This is a genomic window from Janthinobacterium pasteuri, assembly GCF_051380775.1.
Lineage (GTDB): Bacteria > Pseudomonadota > Gammaproteobacteria > Burkholderiales > Burkholderiaceae_D > Janthinobacterium.
This window is the reverse complement of record NZ_JBNYXS010000030.1, coordinates 1-21,273: the sequence shown is the minus strand read 5'-3', so window position 1 is coordinate 21,273 and position 21,273 is coordinate 1. Positions and strand designations below refer to the sequence as shown.

Sequence of the window (21,273 nt, the reverse complement as noted above, 5' to 3'; positions counted from 1 at the left end):
CAGCTTTTGACTGCACGTGTACATGCGCTCACGGTCCGCAGTCTGCGGCCACCACGGCATGCAGGGCTTCGGCATCCCCGAAAGTGCAGCAAATGCTGGCATCGCAGAGTACATCAGAGAAGGCCGGTAGCAATGAGTCCAGGCAGTGTGGGGCATTCCCAGCGGCATGAAGCCGCCATTTTGATTGTCGATGATGCGCAGGCCAACCTTGAGCTGCTGCGCAAGCTGATGAGTGAACAGGGCTATCAAACCTATGTTGCCACGTCAGGCGAGCGGGCGCTGGCGATCGCCCAGCGCGCCCATCCCGACCTGATCCTGCTCGACGTGCTGATGCCGGACCTGGATGGCATCGAAACCTGCCGCCGCCTCAAGCAGCACCCGCTGACGCAGCGCATTCCCGTTATCTTCATGAGCGCCAAGACGGAGACGGAAGACGTGGTGGCCGGCTTCGACTGCGGCGCCGTCGACTACATCGGCAAGCCGCTGCGCATGGCCGAAGTGTGCGCACGCGTGCGCGCCCAGCTGCACATCCACAGCAACAATGAAAACCAGCAGGAACAGGCCGAGCGCCTGCGCACCATCGTCAACAACATGGCCGAGGGCTTGCTGATCATTGAGACGGACGGGCGTATCCAGTACACCAATCCCGCCTGCGACCAGTACCTGGGCTATCGCGAAAATGAACTGACCGGACACTCGATCGCTGAACTGCTCAGCCCCCTGGTGACGCAGGAGTACCTCGATTACTTCGCCATGTACGCGGCCAATCCGGAAACGGCGCACAACCACGGCACGCGCGAAGTGGCAATCCGCCACCGCAACGGCGCGGCGCTGAGCATGGACCTGACGCTCACGCCCATGTATCTGCGCGAGCCCCTGTATATCGGCCTGCTGCACGACATCACGCACCACAAGCAATCGGAAGACGCCTTGCAGCGCGCCGCCTACCTCGACCCGCTGACAAAGATCGCCAACCGCCGGCATTTCGACAGCTTCCTGGAAAAAGAGTGGCAGCGGGCCGTGCGCGGCGGCGGCGCGCTGTCGCTGGTGGTGCTCGACGTCGACCACTTCAAGCTGTACAACGACAGCCTGGGCCATCCGGCCGGCGACAGCTGCCTGCAACAGGTGGCGCAAGCCATCGCCTCGCATGCCGCCCGCCCGGGCGACCTGGCGGCCCGCTACGGCGGCGAGGAATTCGTCCTGCTGTTCGCCGACACGGATGCCGACGCCGCCCTGCATATGGCCGAAGCCATCCGCACGCAGATCGAAGCACTGCGACTGCCGCATCCGCGCTCCGCCACCTCACAGTGGATCACCGTCAGCATCGGCGTGGCGACCATCTACCCGCACCAGCTGGACGACCGCGAAGCGCTATTCGTCGCCGCCGACCGCGCCCTGTACGTGGCCAAGGAAGGAGGACGCAACCAGGTACGCGCCACGCATTCGGGCAGCACGGCCTGGGAAACGGTCAAGGCGCTGGTTTTACGTTAGCACGCGCTTAAAACTTCCGCGACACGCTCAGCTTTGCATTACGCCCCACGCCCGTCACCGCTTCGCTCAGATACGGCATGTAGTTGCGGTTGAAGACGTTATCGACCGTCAGGCGCACTTCCGTGCCGCGCCAGATGCCCTGCCTGCCATTCCACGAAGCGAACAGGGTGTGCAGCGCATAGCCTTTGGATGGCGGCAGGCGGTATACATTCCCGACCGGCAGCACGCGGTCCTGCTTCGCCACGAAGCGGCCCTGCCAGCCTATGCTGGCGCCAAGGTCGGGCATGCGCCAGCCCAGGCCCGCCATCAGCTTGTCCGGCGCGATGGTCGACACGGGTTCGTCCCGGCCCCACGGGTCGCGCTGGGAACCGGTGCGCGTGCCGCGCTGTTTCGACAGCGAAGCGCTGGCAAACAGGCGCGGCGAGTTGTAGTAGGACTCGACCTCCACGCCCTGCGTGCGGAAACCGGCCAGGTTGCGGTAGGACGACAGGGCGGGCGGCACCTTGCCCGATCCCGGCACATAGCCTTCGATCAGGATGCCCAGACGCGGGCCGATATTGTCGCTGACCTTGTTGCGGTACGCCGTCAGGCGCAGCTGCACGTCGTCGCGCTCCATGAACACGTTCTGCCGGTGCAGCATCACGCCCATGCGCATGGCCGTCACACGCTCGACGGCAAGGTCGCGGCTGGTGCCCGGCGTCGATGAACCCAGCCTGGACGACACATAGTATTCGTTCGAATACATCTCGTCGATCGTCGGCGCGCGCCAGGTGCGGCTCAGGTCGCCGAACAGCGCCATGCTGCTCGACGCCTTCCAGAACAGGCCCAGGCGGGGTGACCAGTCTTCGTGCACCTTTTCGCTGAAGTCGTGGCCGGCCGCCGCCAGCGGGCTGTTGTAGCGCGAGGCCTTATTCGGCACACCTGCGGAGACGACCCGGTCGTGGCGCAGCGCCGCCGTCACCGTCAGGTCGCCATACGTCATCGCATCCTGCAGATACAGGCCCGTGGTTTCCTGGCGCCCGGCCGGCATGTAATACGGCTGGAAATAGCCATAGTTATAGCTGGGGTCCTTCAGCGCCGTCGACGATGGGTAATACATCAGGGTGTCGCGCACGTTCTTGTGCCATTGCAGGCCCGTTTGCAGCACGTGCGAAATGGCGCCTGTCGTCAACACGCTTTCGTTGCGCAGCTCCGCGATACGGTCCACGTACGAGGCCCAGCTCTCGTTGCCCAGCGATCCCAGGTAGGAACCCGGCGAAGCGGACGGCAGGCGCCTGTCATGCTGGTCCGTGTGCGAATAACCGGCGCTGGCCGTCAGTTTGATCCATGGATTGTCCTGCGGCGCGTACTGCCATTTCACGGAATAGGTGTCGTCGTCCTGGTCGCGGTAGACGGCCTTGCGCTGCCACGCCTCTTCCAGGCCGTACTTCTTGATTTCCGCTTCGGTCGGCGTGGGCACATCCTCGCCCATGGCGGCAAACGGGCCCCAGCCCGAGCTGCCGCTCTTCATGGCCGTCAGGGTCAGCAACTGCTCCGGCGTCAGCCGGATATTCAGCTTCGCCAGGCTCGATGGCGCGTCGATGGCGGAAAAACGGAATGGCTTGCCATCGGGTTTGCGCAAATCGTCCGACTTGCGCTGCGTGGTAAACGCCATCGCATCGAAGCGGCCATCAGCGCTACGGCCATACACGGCCACGGTGGCGTCGTTTTCCGCATTGTTCGAGTGGCGCGAATACTTCAGCATGGCGCCTACGTTCTCGCCGCCTTCCAGCAGGTCTTGCGCATCCTTGGTCTCGACCGTGATGACGCCGCCGAAGCCGCCATTGCCATACAGGCTGGTATGCGCGCCCTTGTTGACCTCAATCTGCCTGATCAGTTCCGGCTCGATGAAGATGGAACCCTGGCGGTATTTTTCAAAGCCCTTGGGCACGCCGTCGAGGATGACTTTCACGTCCTGTACTTTATTGAAGCCCCAGATATTGAGGCTCTGGCCGCTGGGACGGGCCGTACCGGCCAGGTCCACGCCGGGCAAGGTGTCGAGCAAGGACGCGACATTGTCGGCCTGCTGGCGTTCGATGTCGGCGCTGCTGATATACGAGCGTCCGGCCGTGCCGGCGCTGATGGCCTCGCCAAACACGCTGATGGCGGGCATCTGCACCGCATCGGCCTTGTCGGCCATCGCGGCGGCCCACGCATGGCCATGCGCGCCGGCCAATGCCAGCGCCAGCGCGGCGGCCAGCGGGGTCAATCGTTGTTTGCTGCTCTTCATCGCTATCCTTGCCTGGGTTTGCTACTTCATGCTTGTGGAATGAAAAAATGCTGGGGCAGAGGATGGCGGTGCACAATCAAGCGGCGGCGTTGAAGGAAGCGTTGCGGCGGAACTCTGCCCGCGCGGACATGCCGCCAGCGCATGGCCGGCGGCGCACTGCAGTCACCGGGATAAGTTGCCTTAGTGAAATGCGGAACACATCATATACTGAATGCGAATGATTCGCAATGCGATTTAAAAACCATCTTGCTGCGGATAGCCTGTGATGTCGGCGATCTCGCGATACAGCGGTTGCAGCCGCGCATACATCTTCTGGTACACGCGCCGGTACAGTTGTTCATAGACTTTGCTGTGCCCGGGGTGCGGCTGGAATACCTTGCCCTTGCGTGTCATGGCTTTCACGGCGACGGGAAAATCCGCATGCCAGCCCAGGCCTACGGCGGCGGCAATGGCTGCGCCCAGGCCCGAACTTTCATACACGTGGGCGCGCGCAGCGGGCAAGCCGAAGATGTCGGCCGTCAGTTGCATGGCCGCGTCGCTTTGCGAGCCACCGCCCGCAATGCGCAACTCCGTAATCGCAATGCCGCTGCGCCGCTCGATGCGCTCCTTGCCTTCCCGCAGCGCATACGCCAGGCCTTCGAGGATGGCGCGGTAGATGTGCGCGCGCGTGTGCACGTCGCCAAAGCCGATCATGGCACCCTTCGCTTCCGGACCCGGCACCTTGATGCCCGGGCTCCAGTACGGTTGCAGCATCAGGCCCATGGAGCCGGGGGGCACGGTCTCGACCAGGCGGTCGAACAGCGCCTCGGCTGACAGGCCCGTGCCATCGTCGGCCGCCGCCGCCCGCTCGCGGTCGCCGAACTGCTCCTTGAACCAGTTGACCATCCAGTAGCCGCGGAAAATCTGTACTTCCGTGCTGTAGGCGCCCGGCATGGCAGCCGGATACGGCGGAATGAAGCGCGTCACTTCCACGTAGTTGCGGTTGGTCGTATTGATGGTGGCCGTGGTGCCGTAGCTGAGGCACGCCACATGCGGCTCGACGCAGCCGGCACCCAACACTTCGCAAGCCTTGTCGGCCGCTGCCGCCAGCAAGGGCGTGCCCTCCGGGATGCCCGTCGCTGCCGCCGCTGCGGCCGTGATGGCGCCCATGCGCGTGCCCGGCGTCACCAGCTCCGGCAGCATGGAGCGTCGAATCGCCAGCGCCTGCCATTTCCAGTCGAAGCGCCCGGCCCAGGCATGGCGCTTGTAGTCGAACGGGATGTACGCCACTTGCGATCCCGTCGAATCGATATACTTTCCGCACAGGCGGTGGTTCAGAAAGCCCGACAGCAGCAGGAACTTGTGCGTGCGGCGCCAGATGTCGGGCTGGTGCGCGCTGATCCAGTTGATTTCGGCCTCGCGGCGGAAGTACGTGATCGTGCCTTCGAGGCGCGTGACGCGGAAGGCGGCGCGCCACCACGGCGCCAGCCGGGGAATGTCGCGCGTGCTGCGCTGGTCCAGCCAGGTGATGGCAGGGCGCAGGGGGGCGCCATGTTCATCCACGTTGACCACCGTACCGCGCTGCGTGGTCACGGCCACGCCTGCGACCGACGATTTTTCAATGACGGTGCTGCGCCACAACTGCTGGCACGCTTCGCACACGGCTTGCCAGTAACCGTCGGCGTCATGCTCGGCCCAGCCGGGGTGCTCGGAGTAATACGGCTCCAGGAACACTTGCGCCTTCGCCGCCAACGTCCCCTCACGGTCGAACAGCAGTGCGCGCACGCTTTGCGTGCCATTGTCAATGGCAAGAATGTACGGCCCCTGGCCGGATATGCGGGCCATGGCCTCAGCCCGCTTGAGCCAATGCGGCCAGCGCGGCGCGCAGCGCCTGCAGCAGTGCCTGCGGATCTTTTTCCGGCTGCGTGCTGAACACGGGTGCTTCCCAGTCCTGCCCGCGCACGGCCACCACGCGCAAGCGTCCCTGTTCGTTCCAGGCCGGATACCAGCCTACGTCGACGATATCGCCATTCGCGCACGTAATTTGCAGCAAGTCTTCGCCCAGGTCATCGACGAGGACAGCCACGGGCTGGCGCAGGTCCAGCGGCGACAGGCTGTCGTAGGTGATGCGGGCGTCGCCCAGCGCCAGGGGCTGGCCAAACAGGATGGTCTCGATGATGCTCTCCTTTATATATTTTTTATCGTTGTTTTTATCGTGGCGTCATGCGTCTTGCGGCACGCTGTAATGACGGCGCCACAGGGCCAGGTAGCGCGCCTGTTCCGCCTCCCAGCGCGCATCGTCCCAGCCCAGTTCACGCTGACAGATGGCGCGCAGGCGCGGCATGATAGCAAGCGCGCCGCCTGCCAGCTGCAACCCGAGGCGCGTGCGCCGCAGCAGCAGGTCGTCCAGGTGCTGCACGTCCTCGTTGCGCGCGCCCCAGCGCAGCTGCGCCCACAGGGTCTGCGTGCCGGGAATCTGCTCCAGTTCGCCGTCGTGCGCCGCATCGCACAGCGCCTGCGCGGCCGCACCAAGACGGCCCAGCAGGCGCGCGCGCTGTTCGCCATCGAGCAGCAAGGCCTTGCCCGACAGGGGCGGCGTGGCGTCAAAAATAGGCAAGGGCTTCAAATCCGCCTGCCAGCCCGGCAGCAGTGGCGCGGCGCGGCGCAGTGCGTCGAGGGCGATCGCGCGAAACGTCGTCAGCTTGCCGCCCGCTACCGTCAGCAAGCCGCTTTCCAGCCATAGCGCATGTTCGCGCGCTTCCTTCGACGGATCAAGCTGGCCGCTGTCGATCACGGGGCGCACGCCGGCAAACGTGGCCAGCACGTCGACTTCGCCCAGCGCCAGCTGTGGAAACTGCCAGCGCAGCGCCACCAGCAGGTAATCGAGTTCGCCGCGCGTGATGGCCGGTTCCAGGTCCAGGCTGGCACCGTGGTCGACATCGGTGGTACCCACCAGTGTCACGCCTTCCCAGGGATAGGCGAAAACGGGACGGCCATCCTGCGGATGCATCAGGCTGACAGCTTGCGCCAGCGGCAGGCGCCAGGCAGGCAGCAGCAGATGGCTGCCGCGCAGGGGCCGCAGCTTCGGCTTTTCTCCCACCTGGCCGCGCAAGCCGTCAGCCCAGGCGCCCGTGGCGCTGATCACCAGCCGCGCGCACACGGCAGGCGCCGTGCCATCGACAGCATCCTTGAGCATGGCGCCCACGACCTTGCCATCTTCACGCAGCAGCGATGCCACGCCCAGGTAATTGACGGCCACGCCGCCATGGCGGCGCGCCTCGTGCAGCACGCGCAGCACCAGGCGCGCATCGTCCGTCTTGGCATCCTGGTACAGCATGCCGCCCTGCAAGCCTTCGCGCTGGATGTGCGGCGCCAGCATGGCAAAATCGTCTGCGGCGACATAGCGGCGCGCGCGCCGGCCCGCCATCACGTCATAGATGGCCAGCCCCAGCATGAACTGGCGCCGCCCCGGTTTCCTGCCGACGTAGTCGCCAAAGGCAAAGCCTTGCGGCTCGACCAGCCCGGCCGCATCCGTCAGCAAGGCTTGCCGCTCATGCACCGACTCGCGCGTCATCGCGAACTGACCCTGCTTCAGATAACGCAAGCCGCCGTGCACCAGCTTCGATGAACGGCTCGACGTACCCCAGGCGAAATCGCGCTGCTCCACCAGCAGCGCCGTCAAGCCGCGCCGCGATGCTTCCAGCAGGATGCCGGCGCCCGTGATGCCGCCGCCGACGATCAGCACATCCCAGTCGCGCGCCAGGACGCCAGGCAAATCCTCCCTGCTCACAATCCCCCCCCGGCCTCGAGCAGCAGTTTGCCGGGGTTCATCATGCCCTGCGGGTCGAACTGGCGCAGCAGCGCGCGCATGGCCGCAATCCCCAGCTCGCCCTTTTCGGCGGCCAGCCACGGCGCGTGATCCGTGCCCACGCCATGCTGGTGGCTGATGGTGCCGCCGTTGGCCACGATGGCGGCACAAGCCGCGTCCTTCAGGCTGCGCCAGCGCGCCATGTTTTCGTCATACGTGGGTGCCAGCCGGTACACATACGTGGTGTAGACGCTGGCGCCCTGTGCATACACATGCGACAGATGCGTGTAGGCGTGCACCTGCTCGCCATGCGCGGCCAGCGCGCCGGCCCCCGCCTGCTCCAGCGCCGCCATCATGAGCGTGACGCGCGGCCAGTCGACGGCCGTTTCCACCGTGTCGATGACATAGCCGTGTTCCCAGGCGCCATTGCGCAGGTAAACGTTGCGAAAGCGCCCCTGTTTCCACTTGTCGCCCATGTGCCGCCCCACATGCACGCCCTTGTGCCGCCGCGCCAGCGCCAGGGCGCTGCGCAGGGCCGCGCGCGCCGGTTTCGCGTCTCCGCTGACGCCTACCATCAGCATGCATTTTCCTTGTGCGCAGCCGCGCAGGGACAGGTAGCGCTCCAGCAGTCCCACCAGTTTCCTGTGGCCGGCCAGGGTCAGCATGGTTTGCGTTTCCAGCGCGTTCGACAGGCGCAGCATGCACAGGGGCAGGCGCGACTGGGCCAGCGCCCGCACGGCCGCCTGCGCCTGGCCCCAGTCGGCGAAAAACACGGCGTGGAATGCTTCATGGGGCGGCAGCGGCGAGATGCGTACGGTGGCCTGCGTCAGGATGCCCAGCCGCCCTTCGGAGCCGAGCACCATTTCGCGCAAATCGATGCCGGCCGCCGAAGCGGGAAACGTGGGGATGCTCAAGGTGCCGACCGGCGTTTCCACTTCGCCACCCGCAAACAACTGCTCGATGCGGCCATAGCGCAGCGATTGCTGGCCCGACGAGCGCGTGGCGATCCAGCCGCCCAACGTCGAATATTCGAACGACTGCGGATAGTGACCCAGGGTATAGCCATGCGCGCGCAGCTGCGCTTCCAGGTCGGGGCCGTAGACGCCCGCGCCAAACGTGGCCAGCTGCGCCTCGCGGTCCAGATGGCCCAGCGCAGACAAACGCCGGAGGCTCAGCGACAGCACAGGACGCGACCCCGCCGCCACCGTCAGGTGCCCGGCCACGCTGGTGCCGCCACCGTGCGGTATCACGGCCACGCACGCCTGGCGCGCATACTCAAGCAGCTGGCGTACCTGCAGCGCGCTGTCGGGAAAGGCCACGCCATCGGGCACCGCGCCGATGCGGCCGTGGCGCAGCTTGAACCAGTCAGGCAGGCTTTGACCGAGCGCATGGCGCACACGCGTGGCAGGCGTGGTGTCGATCAGCGGATGCGGCGCCAGGCGCGAAGCGGGAACCCGCGCGCAGGCCTCGTCAAATGTGGCATCGAGCATGCCGTTGCCCGGCCCCAGGCGCTCACCCAAAAAAGCCAGCGCCTCCGCGCTCAGCGCATACGTGACGCTCTCGTCCCCCCAGCCATTCCAGCGTTGCATCGACATCCCCTGTGTTTGCTCAGTTGCGCGCCACGGCGGCTTGCTATACTGTCCCTGCCTGATTTTCTTGCTAGATCAAGAGCATATGCCGCCAGAGACGAAGGGTATTGGTTTTTCATGACAATTGCATTGTTCCATCATGCCAGGCACTGACAGCCAACACGCGGAAGGCAGGGTCGCGGGCGCCTATCTGCAGCCGCTGCTGGAAGCGGCGGGCGCGCACGGCATCGATAACGTCAGCCTGGCGCAGGCAGCCGGCGTGGCGCCGCACAGCCTGGAAGCGCCAGCGGCCAGCCTGGCCGCGCGCGACTACGTGCGCCTGCTCGATGCGGGCGCGCAACTGGCGGGCGACGCGCATTTCGGCCTGCACGTGGGCCAGAGAGTCCGCATGGGCACGTACAGCGCGTATGGCTTGATTTTACTCAGTTGCAGCAATGTGGGCCAGGCACTGGAACAGACGGCCCGCTATGAACGGCTGGCGCATGACCTGGGCCGCTCGACATTGCAGCGCGATGGCGCCGTCGCGCATTACCGCTGGGCCAGCCACTATCCGGGCGCCAGCCGGCATCTGGTCGACAGCGTCTTTGCCGGCGTCAAAGTCTGCGGCGACTGGCTGGCGGGCCTGCCGCTGCCGCCGGCCCGGCTAACGTTTACCCATGATGGCGGCGGCGACTTGCTGCGCCACGCCGCGCATCGCGACGAATACGTGCGCGTGCTGGGCAGCCTGCCCGCCTTCAACGGCCCCGCCAACACGGCCAGCTTCGACGCGCAATTGCTGGACTGGCCCGTGCCGAACGCCGACGTCAGCCTGTACCCCGTGCTGTGCCAGCATGCGGAACAACTGCTCGCGCAGCGCCAGGCTGCCGCAGGGAACGGCGGCGCCATCGAGGTACAGGTCCATGCAGCCATCGTGGCGGGCTTGCGCCAGGGTTCGGCCCGGCTGGCCAGCGTTGCCGCCACCCTGGCCGTCACGCCACGTACCCTGCAGCGCAAACTGGCCGATGCGGGCACCAGTTTCCAGGCTCTGCTGGACCAGGCCCGCTATGGCCTGGCGCGCGATTATTTGCGCGAGCCGGACTTGTCGCTGGTCGATATCGCCTTCCTGCTCGGCTACCAGGAACAAAGCGCGTTCAATCACGCGTTTCGCACCTGGGCGGGCACCAATCCCGGCGCCTGGCGCCTGCAAGAGTTACAGGCGAGGCAAGCCGGTTTGTAGGCGTGCGCGGGCCATGCGCGGCACGTTTTCTGGCTATACTGGCATAGTCTGACTTCCCACGATCACTCCAACACGCAATGCAAAGGATTAATATGCAACTCAAAGACAAAGTCGCACTGATTACCGGCGCCGCCAGTGGTATCGGCAAGGAAATGGCCATTGAATACGCAAAACAAGGTGCCAAGGTGGTCATCGCCGACCTGGCCCTGGAAGCGGCCAGCAAGACGGCCGAGGAAATCAAGCAGTCGGGCGGCCAGGCGTTTGCCGTCGCCATGGATGTCTCCAGCGAAGCGCAGGTCGACAAGGGCGTGGCGGATGCTGCGGCCCACTTCGGCGGCATCGATATCCTGATCAGCAATGCGGGCATCCAGATCATCAGCCCTGTCGTCGACTACCCGTTCGATCAATGGAAAAAGATGCTGGCCATCCACCTGGACGGGGCCTTCCTCACCACGCGCGCCTGCATGCGCGAAATGATCAAGGCCGGCCGCGGCGGCGCCATCATCTACATGGGTTCCGTGCACTCGCACGAAGGCTCGCCCTTCAAGAGCGCCTACGTTTCGGCCAAGCATGGCTTGCTGGGCCTGGCCAAGGTAGTGGCCAAGGAAGGCGCGAAAGACCACATCCGCGCCAATGTCATCTGCCCCGGCTTCGTGCGCACGCCGCTGGTCGACAAGCAAATCCCCGAACAGGCGGCCCAGCTGAACATCAGCGAAGAAGACGTGATCAAGAAAGTGATGCTGAAAGACACCATCGACGGCGAATTCACCACCACCCAGGACGTGGCGCAAACAGCCGTGTTCCTGGCAGCGTTCCCGTCGACGGCACTGAGCGGCCAATCGATCGTCGTCAGCCACGGCTGGCATATGCAATAACACCTAGCGTCTCCGGCAGGCGGCGCCGTCCGCCTGCATCACCGCATCTGAAAGTTCCCAATTGCAAGACAACTCTTACCGTCATCCGCGCGTGGGCTGGCCGGGGCGCCTGTTTGCCGCGCTCGCCAATTGCACACGTTTTGCCAACCTACGCCAGGCGATGATGTCCCGCCTGCCCTTCCTGACCCTGCACAGCGACGTGCGCGACGTCGTCTACGTGAGCTGGCTGGTGGACGCCGCTGCCGCGCAGCAACTGCTGCCCGCCGGCGTGACCCTGTGGCAGCGCGGCGGCAAGACGCCATTTACCGTGCTGACCTACCGCCACGGGCATTTCGGCCCGGCCCTGCCCGGTCCGTTACGCAAGCTGCTGCCATCGCCCCTGCAAAGCAACTGGCGCTTGTACCTGGAGCACACGCCAGCGGGCGCGCCGGACGTGCCCTGCGTGTACTTTCTGAAAAACATCATGGATAGCTTGCCCCATGCGTTGGGCACGCGCCTGTTCAGCGATATATTACCGACGCACCTGGCCGCCGGGATGACGCTGGAGGTCAGCGCCACGCAAGCCAATTGCACCATTGCCAGCGGCGCCGGCAGCGCGCCAGCGCTGGAGGTGCAGGCGGAGATCACAGCGGCCCATTGCCTCGATACCGACTGGCAAGCGCTGTTCGGCAACTGGCACGATGCCGTCGCCTTCCTCGCTTGCCAGGATGCGGCCATCGCGCATGTGCCACGCAACGACCAGCTGGTCTTCGGTGAAATCGACTTGCCCGTAGATCTGGATCAAGTGCAAGCGCTGACTGCCTTGCGCGCCGAATGCGGCTTGCTGGAGCAGTTGCCGCCCGTGTCAAAACCGTTTGCCTTCCTCGTGCCCAAGGTTCCCTTCAAGGCGCTGTCAGAGCGCCTGCTGTAGCGCGCCGGGGCGTGGCGGCGCCTGCCTGGCCACCGCGCCGCCGTTCCAGCTTGAACAGGGCCATCGCTTGCTCCAGCTGCAGGGTCTGGTCTTGCAGCGACGCCGAAGCGGCCGCCGATTCCTCCACCAGCGCCGCGTTCTGCTGCGTCACTTCATCCATCTGCGTGACAGCCATGTTGACCTGGCCGATGCCATGGCTCTGCTCGCGCGAGGCCGACGCAATCTCTTCCATGATGCCGTGCACGCCCTGCACGGCGCCCAGCATCTCGGCACTGCTGACGCCCGCCTGTTGCGCCAGCTTCGCACCGGCCTGCACTTGTGCCAGCGAGGCCGTGATCAATTGCTTGATTTCCGTGGCGGCCGACGCGCTGCGCTGAGCCAGGCTGCGCACCTCGCCCGCCACGACGGCAAAACCACGCCCCTGGTCACCCGCGCGCGCCGCTTCGACGGCCGCGTTCAGGGCCAGGATATTCGTCTGGAAGGCGATGCCTTCGATAATGCCGGTAATGTCGCCGATCTTCTTCGATGAAGCGTTAATGTCGGCCATCATCGTCACCATCTGGCCGACGATTTCACCGCCCCGCCCCGCCAAGCCATGTACCTTGCCCGCCATGTCGCTGGCCTGCACGGCGTTGCCGCTGTTTTGCTGCACCGTGGCCGCCAGCTGCTCCATGCTCGAAGCCGTCTGCTGCAAGGCGGACGCCTGCGCTTCCGTGCGGCCCGACAAATCCATATTGCCAGCGGCGATTTCCTGGCTGGCCATGCTGATGCGCAGGAAATTGCCGCGCACATCGCCGACGATGGAGTGCAAATTCACGCGCAACTGGCGTAGCGAGCGCAGCAGCTGCCCCATCTCGTCGCGCCGCGTGGTATCGAGCTCGCCCGTCAGATCGCCGCCCGCCATCACGTCGCACGCCTGGCGCGCCTGTTGCAAGGGCTGCAATACGGCGCGGTGCAAGCTGTGCCAGAAATACAGGGTCGCGCACAGCGCTACCACAGACAGGCCCGTCAGCCAGCCGCCCGCACTGGCCGGCAGCACGCCCGCATTCCACGCCAGTTGCAGCAGCAATACCAGACTCAGCAAGCCCAGGTTCCAGGCGATGCGCTTGCCTAGCGCCAGGTCGCGCAAGCTTGCCAGCCTGGCCAACCAGCCCGTGCGCACGGCCGCGCCCTGGCTGATGACGATGCCATCGGCCTGTCCCGCCTTGATGCGCGCGTACAGGGCGGACGCCTGCGCCACCTGCTGGCGCGTCGGTTTGGTGCGCACGGACATGTAGCCGACAGCGACGCCATCCTCGACCACCGGTGTCACGTTCGCCAGCACCCAGTAGTAATCGCCATTCTTGCAACGGTTCTTGACCATGCCGCTCCACGAACGCCCCGAGCGGATGGTGGCCCAGAAATCGGCAAACGCTTCGACCGGCATGTCCGGATGGCGCAGGATGTTTTGCGGCGCGCCGATCAATTCTTCCGCACTGTAACCGCTGACGGCGATGAAGTACGGGTTCGCATACGTAATATTGCCTTGCAAGTCGGTAGTCGAGACGATGGTCTCGGTATCGCTCAGCTTGATCTCGGTATCGTTGACGGGAAGATTGAGTCGCATGGTCACATCCTCAGAAGTAGCCCGTACGCTGACGGGTATGCGGACAAGGAACGGTCGCCAGACAGGGAAAAGGATGCGGCACTGGCGCCTTTATTTTAATATCTTATTGATAACAAAATTCACTTTATTCCAGCCTTGGCAGGCGCTCGACATACATTCCCAGCAGCAGTTCGCTACTCGTTATTTTTTTCACCAAGGCGGCTCTCCAGACATTGGCATCGCGGCGCTTACTTTCGCATTATCACTATCATACGCACAAAATAATGATTAAAACAAATAAATTAGTTTATCTAGCACAATGACCACTAATTCAAAAATAATCACCAATTCTATCGTTTTCATTGGATATAAATAACTAATCAATAAATATATTAATTCAGCTATATTGATTTCGTGGAATTGTATGCATCCTGCCGATGATGGAGGCGCATGCCTGCCGGCGGCCTCATGGGCCACCACATAGGCATGATGTGCAGGAAAGGAATGGGGTGCGCCAGCGCCAGACGTCCCGAAAAGGCGCTGGCGCTATGCAGGGAGAAGGTTCAGGCTGGTGCGAGAGCGGAGGGCGGTCGGCTGCCTAGCGCGGCACGTAGCGCCAGTTGCCGCTTTCCAGCATGAAGGTCAGTTCCGTCTTGATGCCTTCCGGACGGCTCGGCACGCTCAATTCCGTATCGCATACCAGGTAGCCCGTCTTGCGCTTGACATCGCACTCGTTGACGGCCTTGACCTGCATGGTGCTTTGCGCTTCCTGCATTTGCACATCCTTGGCCGCTTCCGGATCGCGCGCCACTTCTTCCTTGGCCCAGGCGCGTATCATCGCTTGCGCCTCGGCCGGAGACGGTCCCGCGAACCTGGCGTCCTTGCGCTCGACGCCGACCCAGGTACCGTTCTCGTTACGCAGCGGCAGCACCATGAAAGCATCGCGCATGCCCCCGCTCATGCCAACCAGGCACACCACTTCGCCCGGCACTTCCTGCGAATCCTGGCAGCCGGTCAAGCTGGTGACCTTGACGGCGATTGGTACCGGCAAAGTCGATTGTATTTTGGCCCGGGTCTTGGCCACGCCCGCCTGCACGGCGGCGTGGATTTCTTCGAGCGTCGGCATGGTGGCCGCCTGGGCTGGCAAGGTAGCAAACAGGGCGGCGGCGGTCAGGGCGAGGGAAGTCAGGCGCATGGGTGTCGAGAGTAGTTGTCAAAGGCCGGCAGTCTAGCACTTTGCACAAAAACAGCTGTTTCTGTAAGAAAACATCTGCGCGCCCGACCACTCGACCAACTGGCACTGCCAGCCGGCTAACCGGCGGTCAACTCCCGCAGCTGGCGCGTCTTTGTTGCTATGATGTCGGGCTGCCGGCGGTACAGCCGGCCACGTCAATACCATATCGATAACGTCGCAATATAAAACGGGAGTTTGAATGAGTTTACGTCTGCTGCTCTTGGGAGCATTCAGTGCCGCCATGGCCACCACCGCCGTTGCTGCAGAACCTGCGCTGGCCGCGCCGCGCGGTTTTACCGTGGAAGACATGGTTGCCATGGAGCGCGTGGGTAGTCCTGTGCTGTCGCCGGACGCCACGCGCGTCGTCTATACGGTGCGCAGCACCAATCTGGACAAGAACCGCGGCAACACGCAGCTGTGGATGATCGACCTGCGCGCGCCGAACACGGCGCCGCGCCAGCTCACGCGCGGCGAGTCCAGCGCCAGCGACCCGCAATGGTCGCCAAACGGCGACGCCATCTACTTCCTCTCGGGCCGCTCCGGCTCCTCGCAAGTGTGGCGGCTGCCCCTGAACGGCGGCGAAGCGGCCAAGGTCACCGACCTGGCGCTGGATGTCGATACCTACCGTTTGTCGCCGCAGGGCGACCGCCTGGCCTTCAGCATGGGCGTCTTCCTCGATTGCGCGGACCTCGCCTGCACGAAAAAACGCTTGGATGAAAAAGCCAGGAACAAGGCCAGCGGCATGGTCTACGACCAGATGTTCGTGCGCCACTGGGATACCTGGGCCGATGGCCGCCGCAATGCACTGTACTCGGCGCCCATCGACGCCAGCGGCAAGGTCAGCACCGCGCCCGTCAGCCTGAGCGGCACCCTCGATGGCGACGCGCCATCGAAGCCGTTCGGCGACAACAGCGAATACCATTTCAGCCCGGATGGCAAGACGGTGGCCTTCTCGGTGCGCGTGGCCGGCCGCACGGAATCGTGGTCGACCAACTTCGACGTCTACACGATTCCTGCCGCCGGCGGCCAGGCGCCACGCAATCTCACCGCCGACAATCCGGCCTGGGATGCGAAAGCCACCTACTCGCCCGATGGCCGCACGCTGGCGTATGTCGCCATGACAAAGCCGGGCTTCGAGGCGGACCGCTTTCACCTGGTCTTGATGGATGTCGCCACGGGCAAGAAACGCACCGTGGCCGATGACTGGGATCGTTCGGTGGCGGACTTCCGCTGGACGCCGGACAGCAAGGCCTTCTTGGTCGCCGCCGATGACGTGGGCCAGCACCGCCTGTTCCACATCGACGCGGCCAGCGGCAAGGTCAATGCGCTGACGGGCAAGGGCGCCGTGGGCGACTTCGACGTGCGCGGCAATACCATCGTACTGGCGCAAGCCAACCTGGCCTCGGGCGCACAGCTGTACACGCGCAAGCTCGACGCGAAGTCGGAAAACGCGCCGATGGTCCAGCTGACGAAACAGAATGCGCAAGCGCTGGCCGATGTGCGTTTCGGCGAATATGAACAATTCTCGTTCGCGGGCGCGAATGGCGACACCGTCTACGGCCACGTGATGAAGCCGTGGAATGCCAAGGCGGGTGAAAAATATCCCATCGCTTTCCTCGTCCACGGCGGCCCGCAAGGCAGTTTTGGCAATAGCTGGAGCTACCGCTGGAATCCGCAGGTGTATGCGGGCGCCGGCTACGCCACCGTCTTCATCGACTTCCACGGCTCCACCGGCTATGGCCAGAAGTTCACGGATTCCATCAGCGGCGACTGGGGCGGCAAGCCGCTGGTCGACTTGCAAAAGGGCCTGGAAGCGGCCACCAAAAAGTTCCCGTGGCTGGACCGCGAGCGCAGCTGCGCGCTGGGCGCGTCCTATGGCGGCTACATGATGAACTGGATCGCCGGTAACTGGCCGGACGGCTTCAAATGCCTGGTCAACCACGACGGCGTGTTCGACAACCGCGGCATGGCTTACGCGACGGAAGAACTGTGGTTCACCGAGTGGGAAAACGGCGGCCCGTACTACGATGCGCCGGCCAAGCACGAACAGTTCAATCCCGTGAACTTCGTGAAGAACTGGAAGACGCCGATGCTGGTGGTACAGGGCGACCTGGACTTCCGCATCCCTACGGCGCAAGGCCTGGGTACCTTCACGGCGCTGCAGCGCCAGGGTATCCCGAGCAAGCTGCTGGTCTTCCCGGACGAGAACCACTGGGTACTGAAACCGGCCAACTCGCTGCTGTGGCATCACACTGTGCTCGATTGGCTCAATACCTACACCAAAAAATAAGCCTGGCCCACAGTAAAAAAGCCGCACAGTTCACGCTGTGCGGCTTTTTTTCGTCCGTCAAACTACATCAATACGTATTGAGCGCCTTGGCGAACTTCACGATCCACAAGCGGCTTGGGCGCTCGCGGTCGTCGCCGCGCGACACGCGGATGGTATTGCCCGCGGTGCAGCCGACGGCAGCACTGGTGACGATGGCGCCGTTCGCGTCGACCGTGCACTTGGTCACGTCGGCATTCTCCACTTCCACGCCATTTGCATCAAAGATCTTGGTTTTCAGGCCGAAGTCATTGTCGTTGGCCAGCGCGATGGTGGAGTCGTCGACCAGGGTCAGGCCTTCCGCTTTTTCCGCCGCCCAGCCGATGGCGTTCAAGTCCAGCAGCAGGGTTTTCTTGAGCGGCGTGACAGCCGCCCAGTCGGCGCCATTGACGGCGGCACCGCCCATGCTGCTTTTTTCCAGGTCGGACGTCGTCGCATTGAAGGCGGCGTCCGCGATATCGGTAGCGCCCTTCAATTCGACCAGCATCAGCTTGTTGAAGACCTTGCCCGATGGCGCGGCGCCCTGCTCGATGACGAGGAACTTGCCGCCACCCAGCGCCACCATGTCGCCCAGCTTGGCGTTGCCCGTGCGGCCATCCTGGTAATCGGCCGCATTCAGCGGATACGCATACATCTTGCCGCTGGTGCCCGTCGTTGGATCGAATTCGATCCAGCGCGTGAAGCGGGCGAAGCGCTCGACCTGTTCATTCTTCTTCGTCACCGTGTACGGCGCACTGCCGTCAGACAAGGGGCTTTGCAGGAAGGCATACAGCTTGTCGTTGCTGGTGTCGAGTGTCATGCCTTCCATGCCGCGATTCGCGCGGCGCTTGGCAAACAGCGCCGGCAAGCCCTTGCCTGGCTCGTACTTGGCCTGGATGACGCCCGTGGCGGCATCGATCCTGATGATGAAGGGACCGTATTCGTCGGACACCCACAGCGCATTGCGCTTCGCATCGACGACGATGGCTTCCGAATCGAGGCCGCCCGCGTTGAAGACAGCCTTGCCGGTCGCGTCGAACTTCATCGCATCCATGACGGGAATCTCGGCCGAATTGCCCACCGCGCCTACGGGCACGGGCAAGCCCGAGCTGTTGACGGTGGCCGATACCTTGATCGGCGTGCTGGACGCCAGCACGGCACCGTTCTTGCCCACCGTGATCACGCCGAACGAGGGAGTGAAACTGGGTGACGGGAAGATCTTGCTGCCGATGGTGCCCTTGCCCGATGGGTCGGGCACCTGCGGGCCGTCGCCGTTCGGGCCGCGGTCCGTCAAGCCATAGAATTCCAGGTCGCCGGCCGCATTCTTGCCCTTGTAGGCCAGGCCCGAGCCATACGATGGCAGGAAACCGTTCGGGAATTCGCCCTTGATCTTCGCATTCGCGCCTTCGTACGGCACATAGTATTTGTCCGCCGCCTGGATCTGGTAGCGCGTCACGGTGACTTTCACTTCGCCCACCGGGTTGGCCTGCGTCAGCGCTTCGTTGACGGGCGCGCCCGCTTTCGAGGCCAGCGTGTCTTCGAAATGCTCGCGCACCAGCGCCCGGCGCTCGGCATCGACCGTGCGGCTGGCGAATTTTCCCCCCACGCTGCTCAAGTGTGCGGCCAGGGCCGTGTTGAAGACGGCCGGAGCGACGGCAAAGTCCAGGGTCTTGCCGGCCAGCGCCGCCTTCACTTCGGCCGTGAGCTTGATGCCGTTCGACGGATCGCTATCGTCATCGAGCAGTTGCAGCGCCAGCAGGCGGTTGACGACCTTGTCGTCCGCCACATTCGTGCTGGCGGCCAGCGTCAGCGGCGTGACGACAGCGCCGCATGGCGCTGAGCCCAGGGCCAGGCCGCCCACGCTGAAAGCCACCGTATCGCCCGGGTTGCAAATGAATTCGCCCTTGTCATTGGTGCTGGCCTTGGCCGCGCTACCGGCCACGTAATCGAGGCCTTCCACTGCACCGTCCAGGAACACGCCCGTCTGCGCCACGGGCTTGGAAGGTTCCGCCGGCGTATTGTCGCTGCCGCCGCAAGCGGCCAGGGTCAGGCTGGCGGCGATGGCCAGCAGGGTCAGTTTCGGGGTCGACGTTACAGCAGTGTTCATGCATTCCTCGGCGAAGGTGGGGTTCAAGCCGGGGAGGATAACTGTTCAAAGTGACAAGCCCATGACAGGCGTCACGGCGGTGGCGTATCCGCAACAGGCCCGCCGATACCGCCAGAGCGGCCATCGGCGTGGCGCCGGACCTGCTCGGGCGTGATGCCTTTCACCTGCAGGTAGCCGCGCTTGAAGTCATCCACATTATTGAATCGTGCTGCCGGTAGTTGTCAGCCACGATGTTGCTGCCATAACGCTCCGTCTGCACCAGCAGCTGGCAGGCCTGGCTGCCTTGTTGATGCGCAAGAGTATCGATATGCAGCAAAAACAACACTCTGGAAGAAAGTATCGTCACTTGTTCGTTTTGTATCAGGCTGGTTAAAAAAGCGCTGCTAGACTTAGTTTTCGGCATTAGACCGTATGCGATGGCCGTCCTCGGGGGCGCCAGCGCTACCACCTACATTCTTCTGGAGACCGCATGAATCGCACTGCATTGAAAACCTTACCTGCCCTGATCCTGGCCATCGCCAGCGCTTCCGCCGCCGCCGGCCCCATGTACCCAGGTGATGCGGAAGGCTTCCACGGCTACCTGCGCGCTGGCGCCGGCAGCACTACCGCTGACGGCGGCGGTCCGCAAAGCTGCTATGGTCTGGGCGGCAATACCATGAAATATCGTCTGGGCAATGAGTGCGACGCCTACACGGAATTCGGCTACACCAAGGCCATCGCCAAGTCCGGCGACGTGAACTACCTGGCCACGATCTGGGTCAACGCTTACGCGCCGAGCTCCGATTTCGGCGACCGCAAGCTCGGTATCGTCAAAGCCTACGTGGAAGCGCAGGGACTCGATTTCCTGAACGGCGGCACGGCCTGGGTCGGCAAGCGTTTCTACTACCGTCCTGACATCCACATGCTGGATCTGCAATACATCAACATGAACGGCACCGGTGCCGGCCTGGACCGCATTCCTGTGGGCACGGGCAAGCTGTCGTATGCCTTCTTCAAGGATAACGACGTGCGCAACGTGAATCCCGTGACCAACGCGGTGGGCACCACTTCGGCCGTGCGCCAGAACCTGATCTACGGCGACATTCCCGTGAACCAGGATGGTTTGCTGGACATCGCCGCCACCTACATCATCGGTCAGGGCAAGGATAACGACGGCTACGGTCCGAAGCACAATGGCTGGCAGCTGTCGGCATTCCACCGTCAAGGCAAAGTCTTCGGCGGCGGCAATACCTTCGGCGTGCAGTACGGCGTCGGCCCCGGCGTCGGTGGTTCCGGCAACGGCCAGTTGGGCGCCTCCGGTAGCACTTCGTTCGGTTCGGACGTGAAGCGCACGCGCGTCTTCAATGACATGGCCATCCAGCCAATGGAAAACTTCGGCATGGAATTCGTCGCGCTGTGGCAAAAAGACGAGTCGAACGCCACCGGTTCCTCGACCTGGACCTCGGTCGGCGTGCGTCCCGTGTACGCGTTCACCAACAACTTCAAACTGGTGGGCGAACTGGGTACGGACCGTGTAACGCAAGCGGGCGGCCTGCCGGCCAAGCGTTTGACCAAGCTGACCATCGCACCGACGATCTCGGCCGGTCCTGGCCTGTGGTCGCGTCCTGAACTGCGCGCTTTCGTGACGTACGGCAAATGGAACGATGCGGCTACCGCTTCGGTCAACGCCTCGAACAACTCCGGTCCCGTGTACAACAACAATACCAGCGGCACGTCGTATGGTTTCCAGGTGGAAACCTGGTTCTAAGCCAGCGTCACTAACGGCAGCCATTAAAAAGGGCGGAATCTTGAACTGAACCCCAAAAGTTGGACACCAACTTTTGGGGTTTTTTCATGACCAAGTACAACGAGCAGTTCAAGCTGACAGTGGTTCGGCAATATCTGGATGGCCGGCAAGGCTATAAA

The 21,273-nt window shown here is 63.8% G+C and carries 15 protein-coding genes; 6 read left to right on the top strand and 9 right to left on the bottom strand.

The genetic code is table 11. The features are described 5' to 3' along the window. Nucleotides 1-132 precede the first annotated feature (132 nt). On the top strand, nucleotides 133-1,491 hold the full coding sequence (locus ACQ4WN_RS23150; protein WP_436553646.1) for a diguanylate cyclase domain-containing protein: 1,359 nt from the start codon (nucleotides 133-135) through the stop codon (nucleotides 1,489-1,491). 7 nt (nucleotides 1,492-1,498) lie between these two features. On the opposite strand, the gene ACQ4WN_RS23145 is transcribed toward ACQ4WN_RS23150, so the two are convergent. The 5 genes from ACQ4WN_RS23145 to ACQ4WN_RS23125 form a co-directional block, all read right to left on the bottom strand. Continuing rightward, on the bottom strand, nucleotides 1,499-3,760 hold the full coding sequence (locus ACQ4WN_RS23145; protein ID WP_436553645.1) for a TonB-dependent hemoglobin/transferrin/lactoferrin family receptor: 2,262 nt from the start codon (nucleotides 3,758-3,760) through the stop codon (nucleotides 1,499-1,501). A 234-nt stretch (nucleotides 3,761-3,994) separates the two neighbouring features. Beyond that, nucleotides 3,995-5,584 carry an FGGY-family carbohydrate kinase gene (locus tag ACQ4WN_RS23140; protein ID WP_436553644.1) on the bottom strand — a complete coding sequence of 530 codons (1,590 nt, stop codon included), beginning with the start codon at nucleotides 5,582-5,584 and terminating at the stop codon, nucleotides 3,995-3,997. Nucleotides 5,585-5,588: 4 nt separating this feature from the next. After that, nucleotides 5,589-5,825 (bottom strand): hypothetical protein, encoded by a 237-nt coding sequence (locus tag ACQ4WN_RS23135; protein ID WP_436553643.1) that lies wholly within the window; start codon nucleotides 5,823-5,825, stop codon nucleotides 5,589-5,591. A gap of 135 nt (nucleotides 5,826-5,960) precedes the next feature. After that, nucleotides 5,961-7,514 (bottom strand): glycerol-3-phosphate dehydrogenase/oxidase, encoded by a 1,554-nt coding sequence (locus ACQ4WN_RS23130; RefSeq protein WP_436553642.1) that lies wholly within the window; start codon nucleotides 7,512-7,514, stop codon nucleotides 5,961-5,963. 11 nt (nucleotides 7,515-7,525) lie between these two features. Continuing rightward, complete coding sequence (locus ACQ4WN_RS23125; RefSeq protein ID WP_436553641.1) at nucleotides 7,526-9,136, bottom strand: FAD-binding oxidoreductase; 1,611 nt, start codon at nucleotides 9,134-9,136, stop codon at nucleotides 7,526-7,528. 139 nt (nucleotides 9,137-9,275) lie between these two features. Between ACQ4WN_RS23125 and ACQ4WN_RS23120 the strand changes: the two genes are divergently transcribed. From ACQ4WN_RS23120 to ACQ4WN_RS23110, 3 genes are all read left to right on the top strand, one after another. Beyond that, entirely contained in the window at nucleotides 9,276-10,352 is a 1,077-nt protein-coding gene (locus ACQ4WN_RS23120) for an AraC family transcriptional regulator (RefSeq protein ID WP_436553640.1), read from the top strand. A 92-nt stretch (nucleotides 10,353-10,444) separates the two neighbouring features. Further along, nucleotides 10,445-11,227, top strand: coding sequence for a 3-hydroxybutyrate dehydrogenase (locus tag ACQ4WN_RS23115; RefSeq protein ID WP_436553639.1), 783 nt, complete (start codon nucleotides 10,445-10,447; stop codon nucleotides 11,225-11,227). 61 nt (nucleotides 11,228-11,288) lie between these two features. Beyond that, on the top strand, nucleotides 11,289-12,137 hold the full coding sequence (locus ACQ4WN_RS23110; protein WP_436553638.1) for a DUF2071 domain-containing protein: 849 nt from the start codon (nucleotides 11,289-11,291) through the stop codon (nucleotides 12,135-12,137). Here ACQ4WN_RS23110 and ACQ4WN_RS23105 read toward each other — a convergent pair. Both ACQ4WN_RS23105 and ACQ4WN_RS23100 read right to left on the bottom strand, forming a co-directional pair. Next, the gene (locus ACQ4WN_RS23105) at nucleotides 12,109-13,743 is read right to left on the bottom strand and encodes a methyl-accepting chemotaxis protein (RefSeq protein WP_436553637.1); all 1,635 of its coding nucleotides are present in this window, start codon (nucleotides 13,741-13,743) and stop codon (nucleotides 12,109-12,111) included. The genes ACQ4WN_RS23110 and ACQ4WN_RS23105 overlap by 29 nt on opposite strands. Nucleotides 13,744-14,320: 577 nt before the next feature. Next, nucleotides 14,321-14,917, bottom strand: a complete 597-nt coding sequence (locus ACQ4WN_RS23100) for a hypothetical protein (RefSeq protein ID WP_436553636.1) — start codon at nucleotides 14,915-14,917, stop codon at nucleotides 14,321-14,323. A 238-nt stretch (nucleotides 14,918-15,155) separates the two neighbouring features. Here ACQ4WN_RS23100 and ACQ4WN_RS23095 point away from each other — a divergent pair, with 238 nt between their 5' ends. Further along, nucleotides 15,156-17,246, top strand: coding sequence for a S9 family peptidase (locus ACQ4WN_RS23095; RefSeq protein WP_436553635.1), 2,091 nt, complete (start codon nucleotides 15,156-15,158; stop codon nucleotides 17,244-17,246). 67 nt (nucleotides 17,247-17,313) lie between these two features. Here the strand turns inward: ACQ4WN_RS23095 and ACQ4WN_RS23090 are convergent, their stop codons facing one another. Further along, nucleotides 17,314-19,368 carry an esterase-like activity of phytase family protein gene (locus ACQ4WN_RS23090; protein WP_436553634.1) on the bottom strand — a complete coding sequence of 685 codons (2,055 nt, stop codon included), beginning with the start codon at nucleotides 19,366-19,368 and terminating at the stop codon, nucleotides 17,314-17,316. A 160-nt stretch (nucleotides 19,369-19,528) separates the two neighbouring features. Continuing rightward, on the bottom strand, nucleotides 19,529-19,771 hold the full coding sequence (locus tag ACQ4WN_RS23085) for a hypothetical protein (RefSeq protein ID WP_436553633.1): 243 nt from the start codon (nucleotides 19,769-19,771) through the stop codon (nucleotides 19,529-19,531). Between the two features lie 66 nt (nucleotides 19,772-19,837). Here ACQ4WN_RS23085 and ACQ4WN_RS23080 point away from each other — a divergent pair, with 66 nt between their 5' ends. After that, nucleotides 19,838-21,115 carry a maltoporin gene (locus ACQ4WN_RS23080; protein ID WP_436553632.1) on the top strand — a complete coding sequence of 426 codons (1,278 nt, stop codon included), beginning with the start codon at nucleotides 19,838-19,840 and terminating at the stop codon, nucleotides 21,113-21,115. Nucleotides 21,116-21,273: the final 158 nt, after the last annotated feature.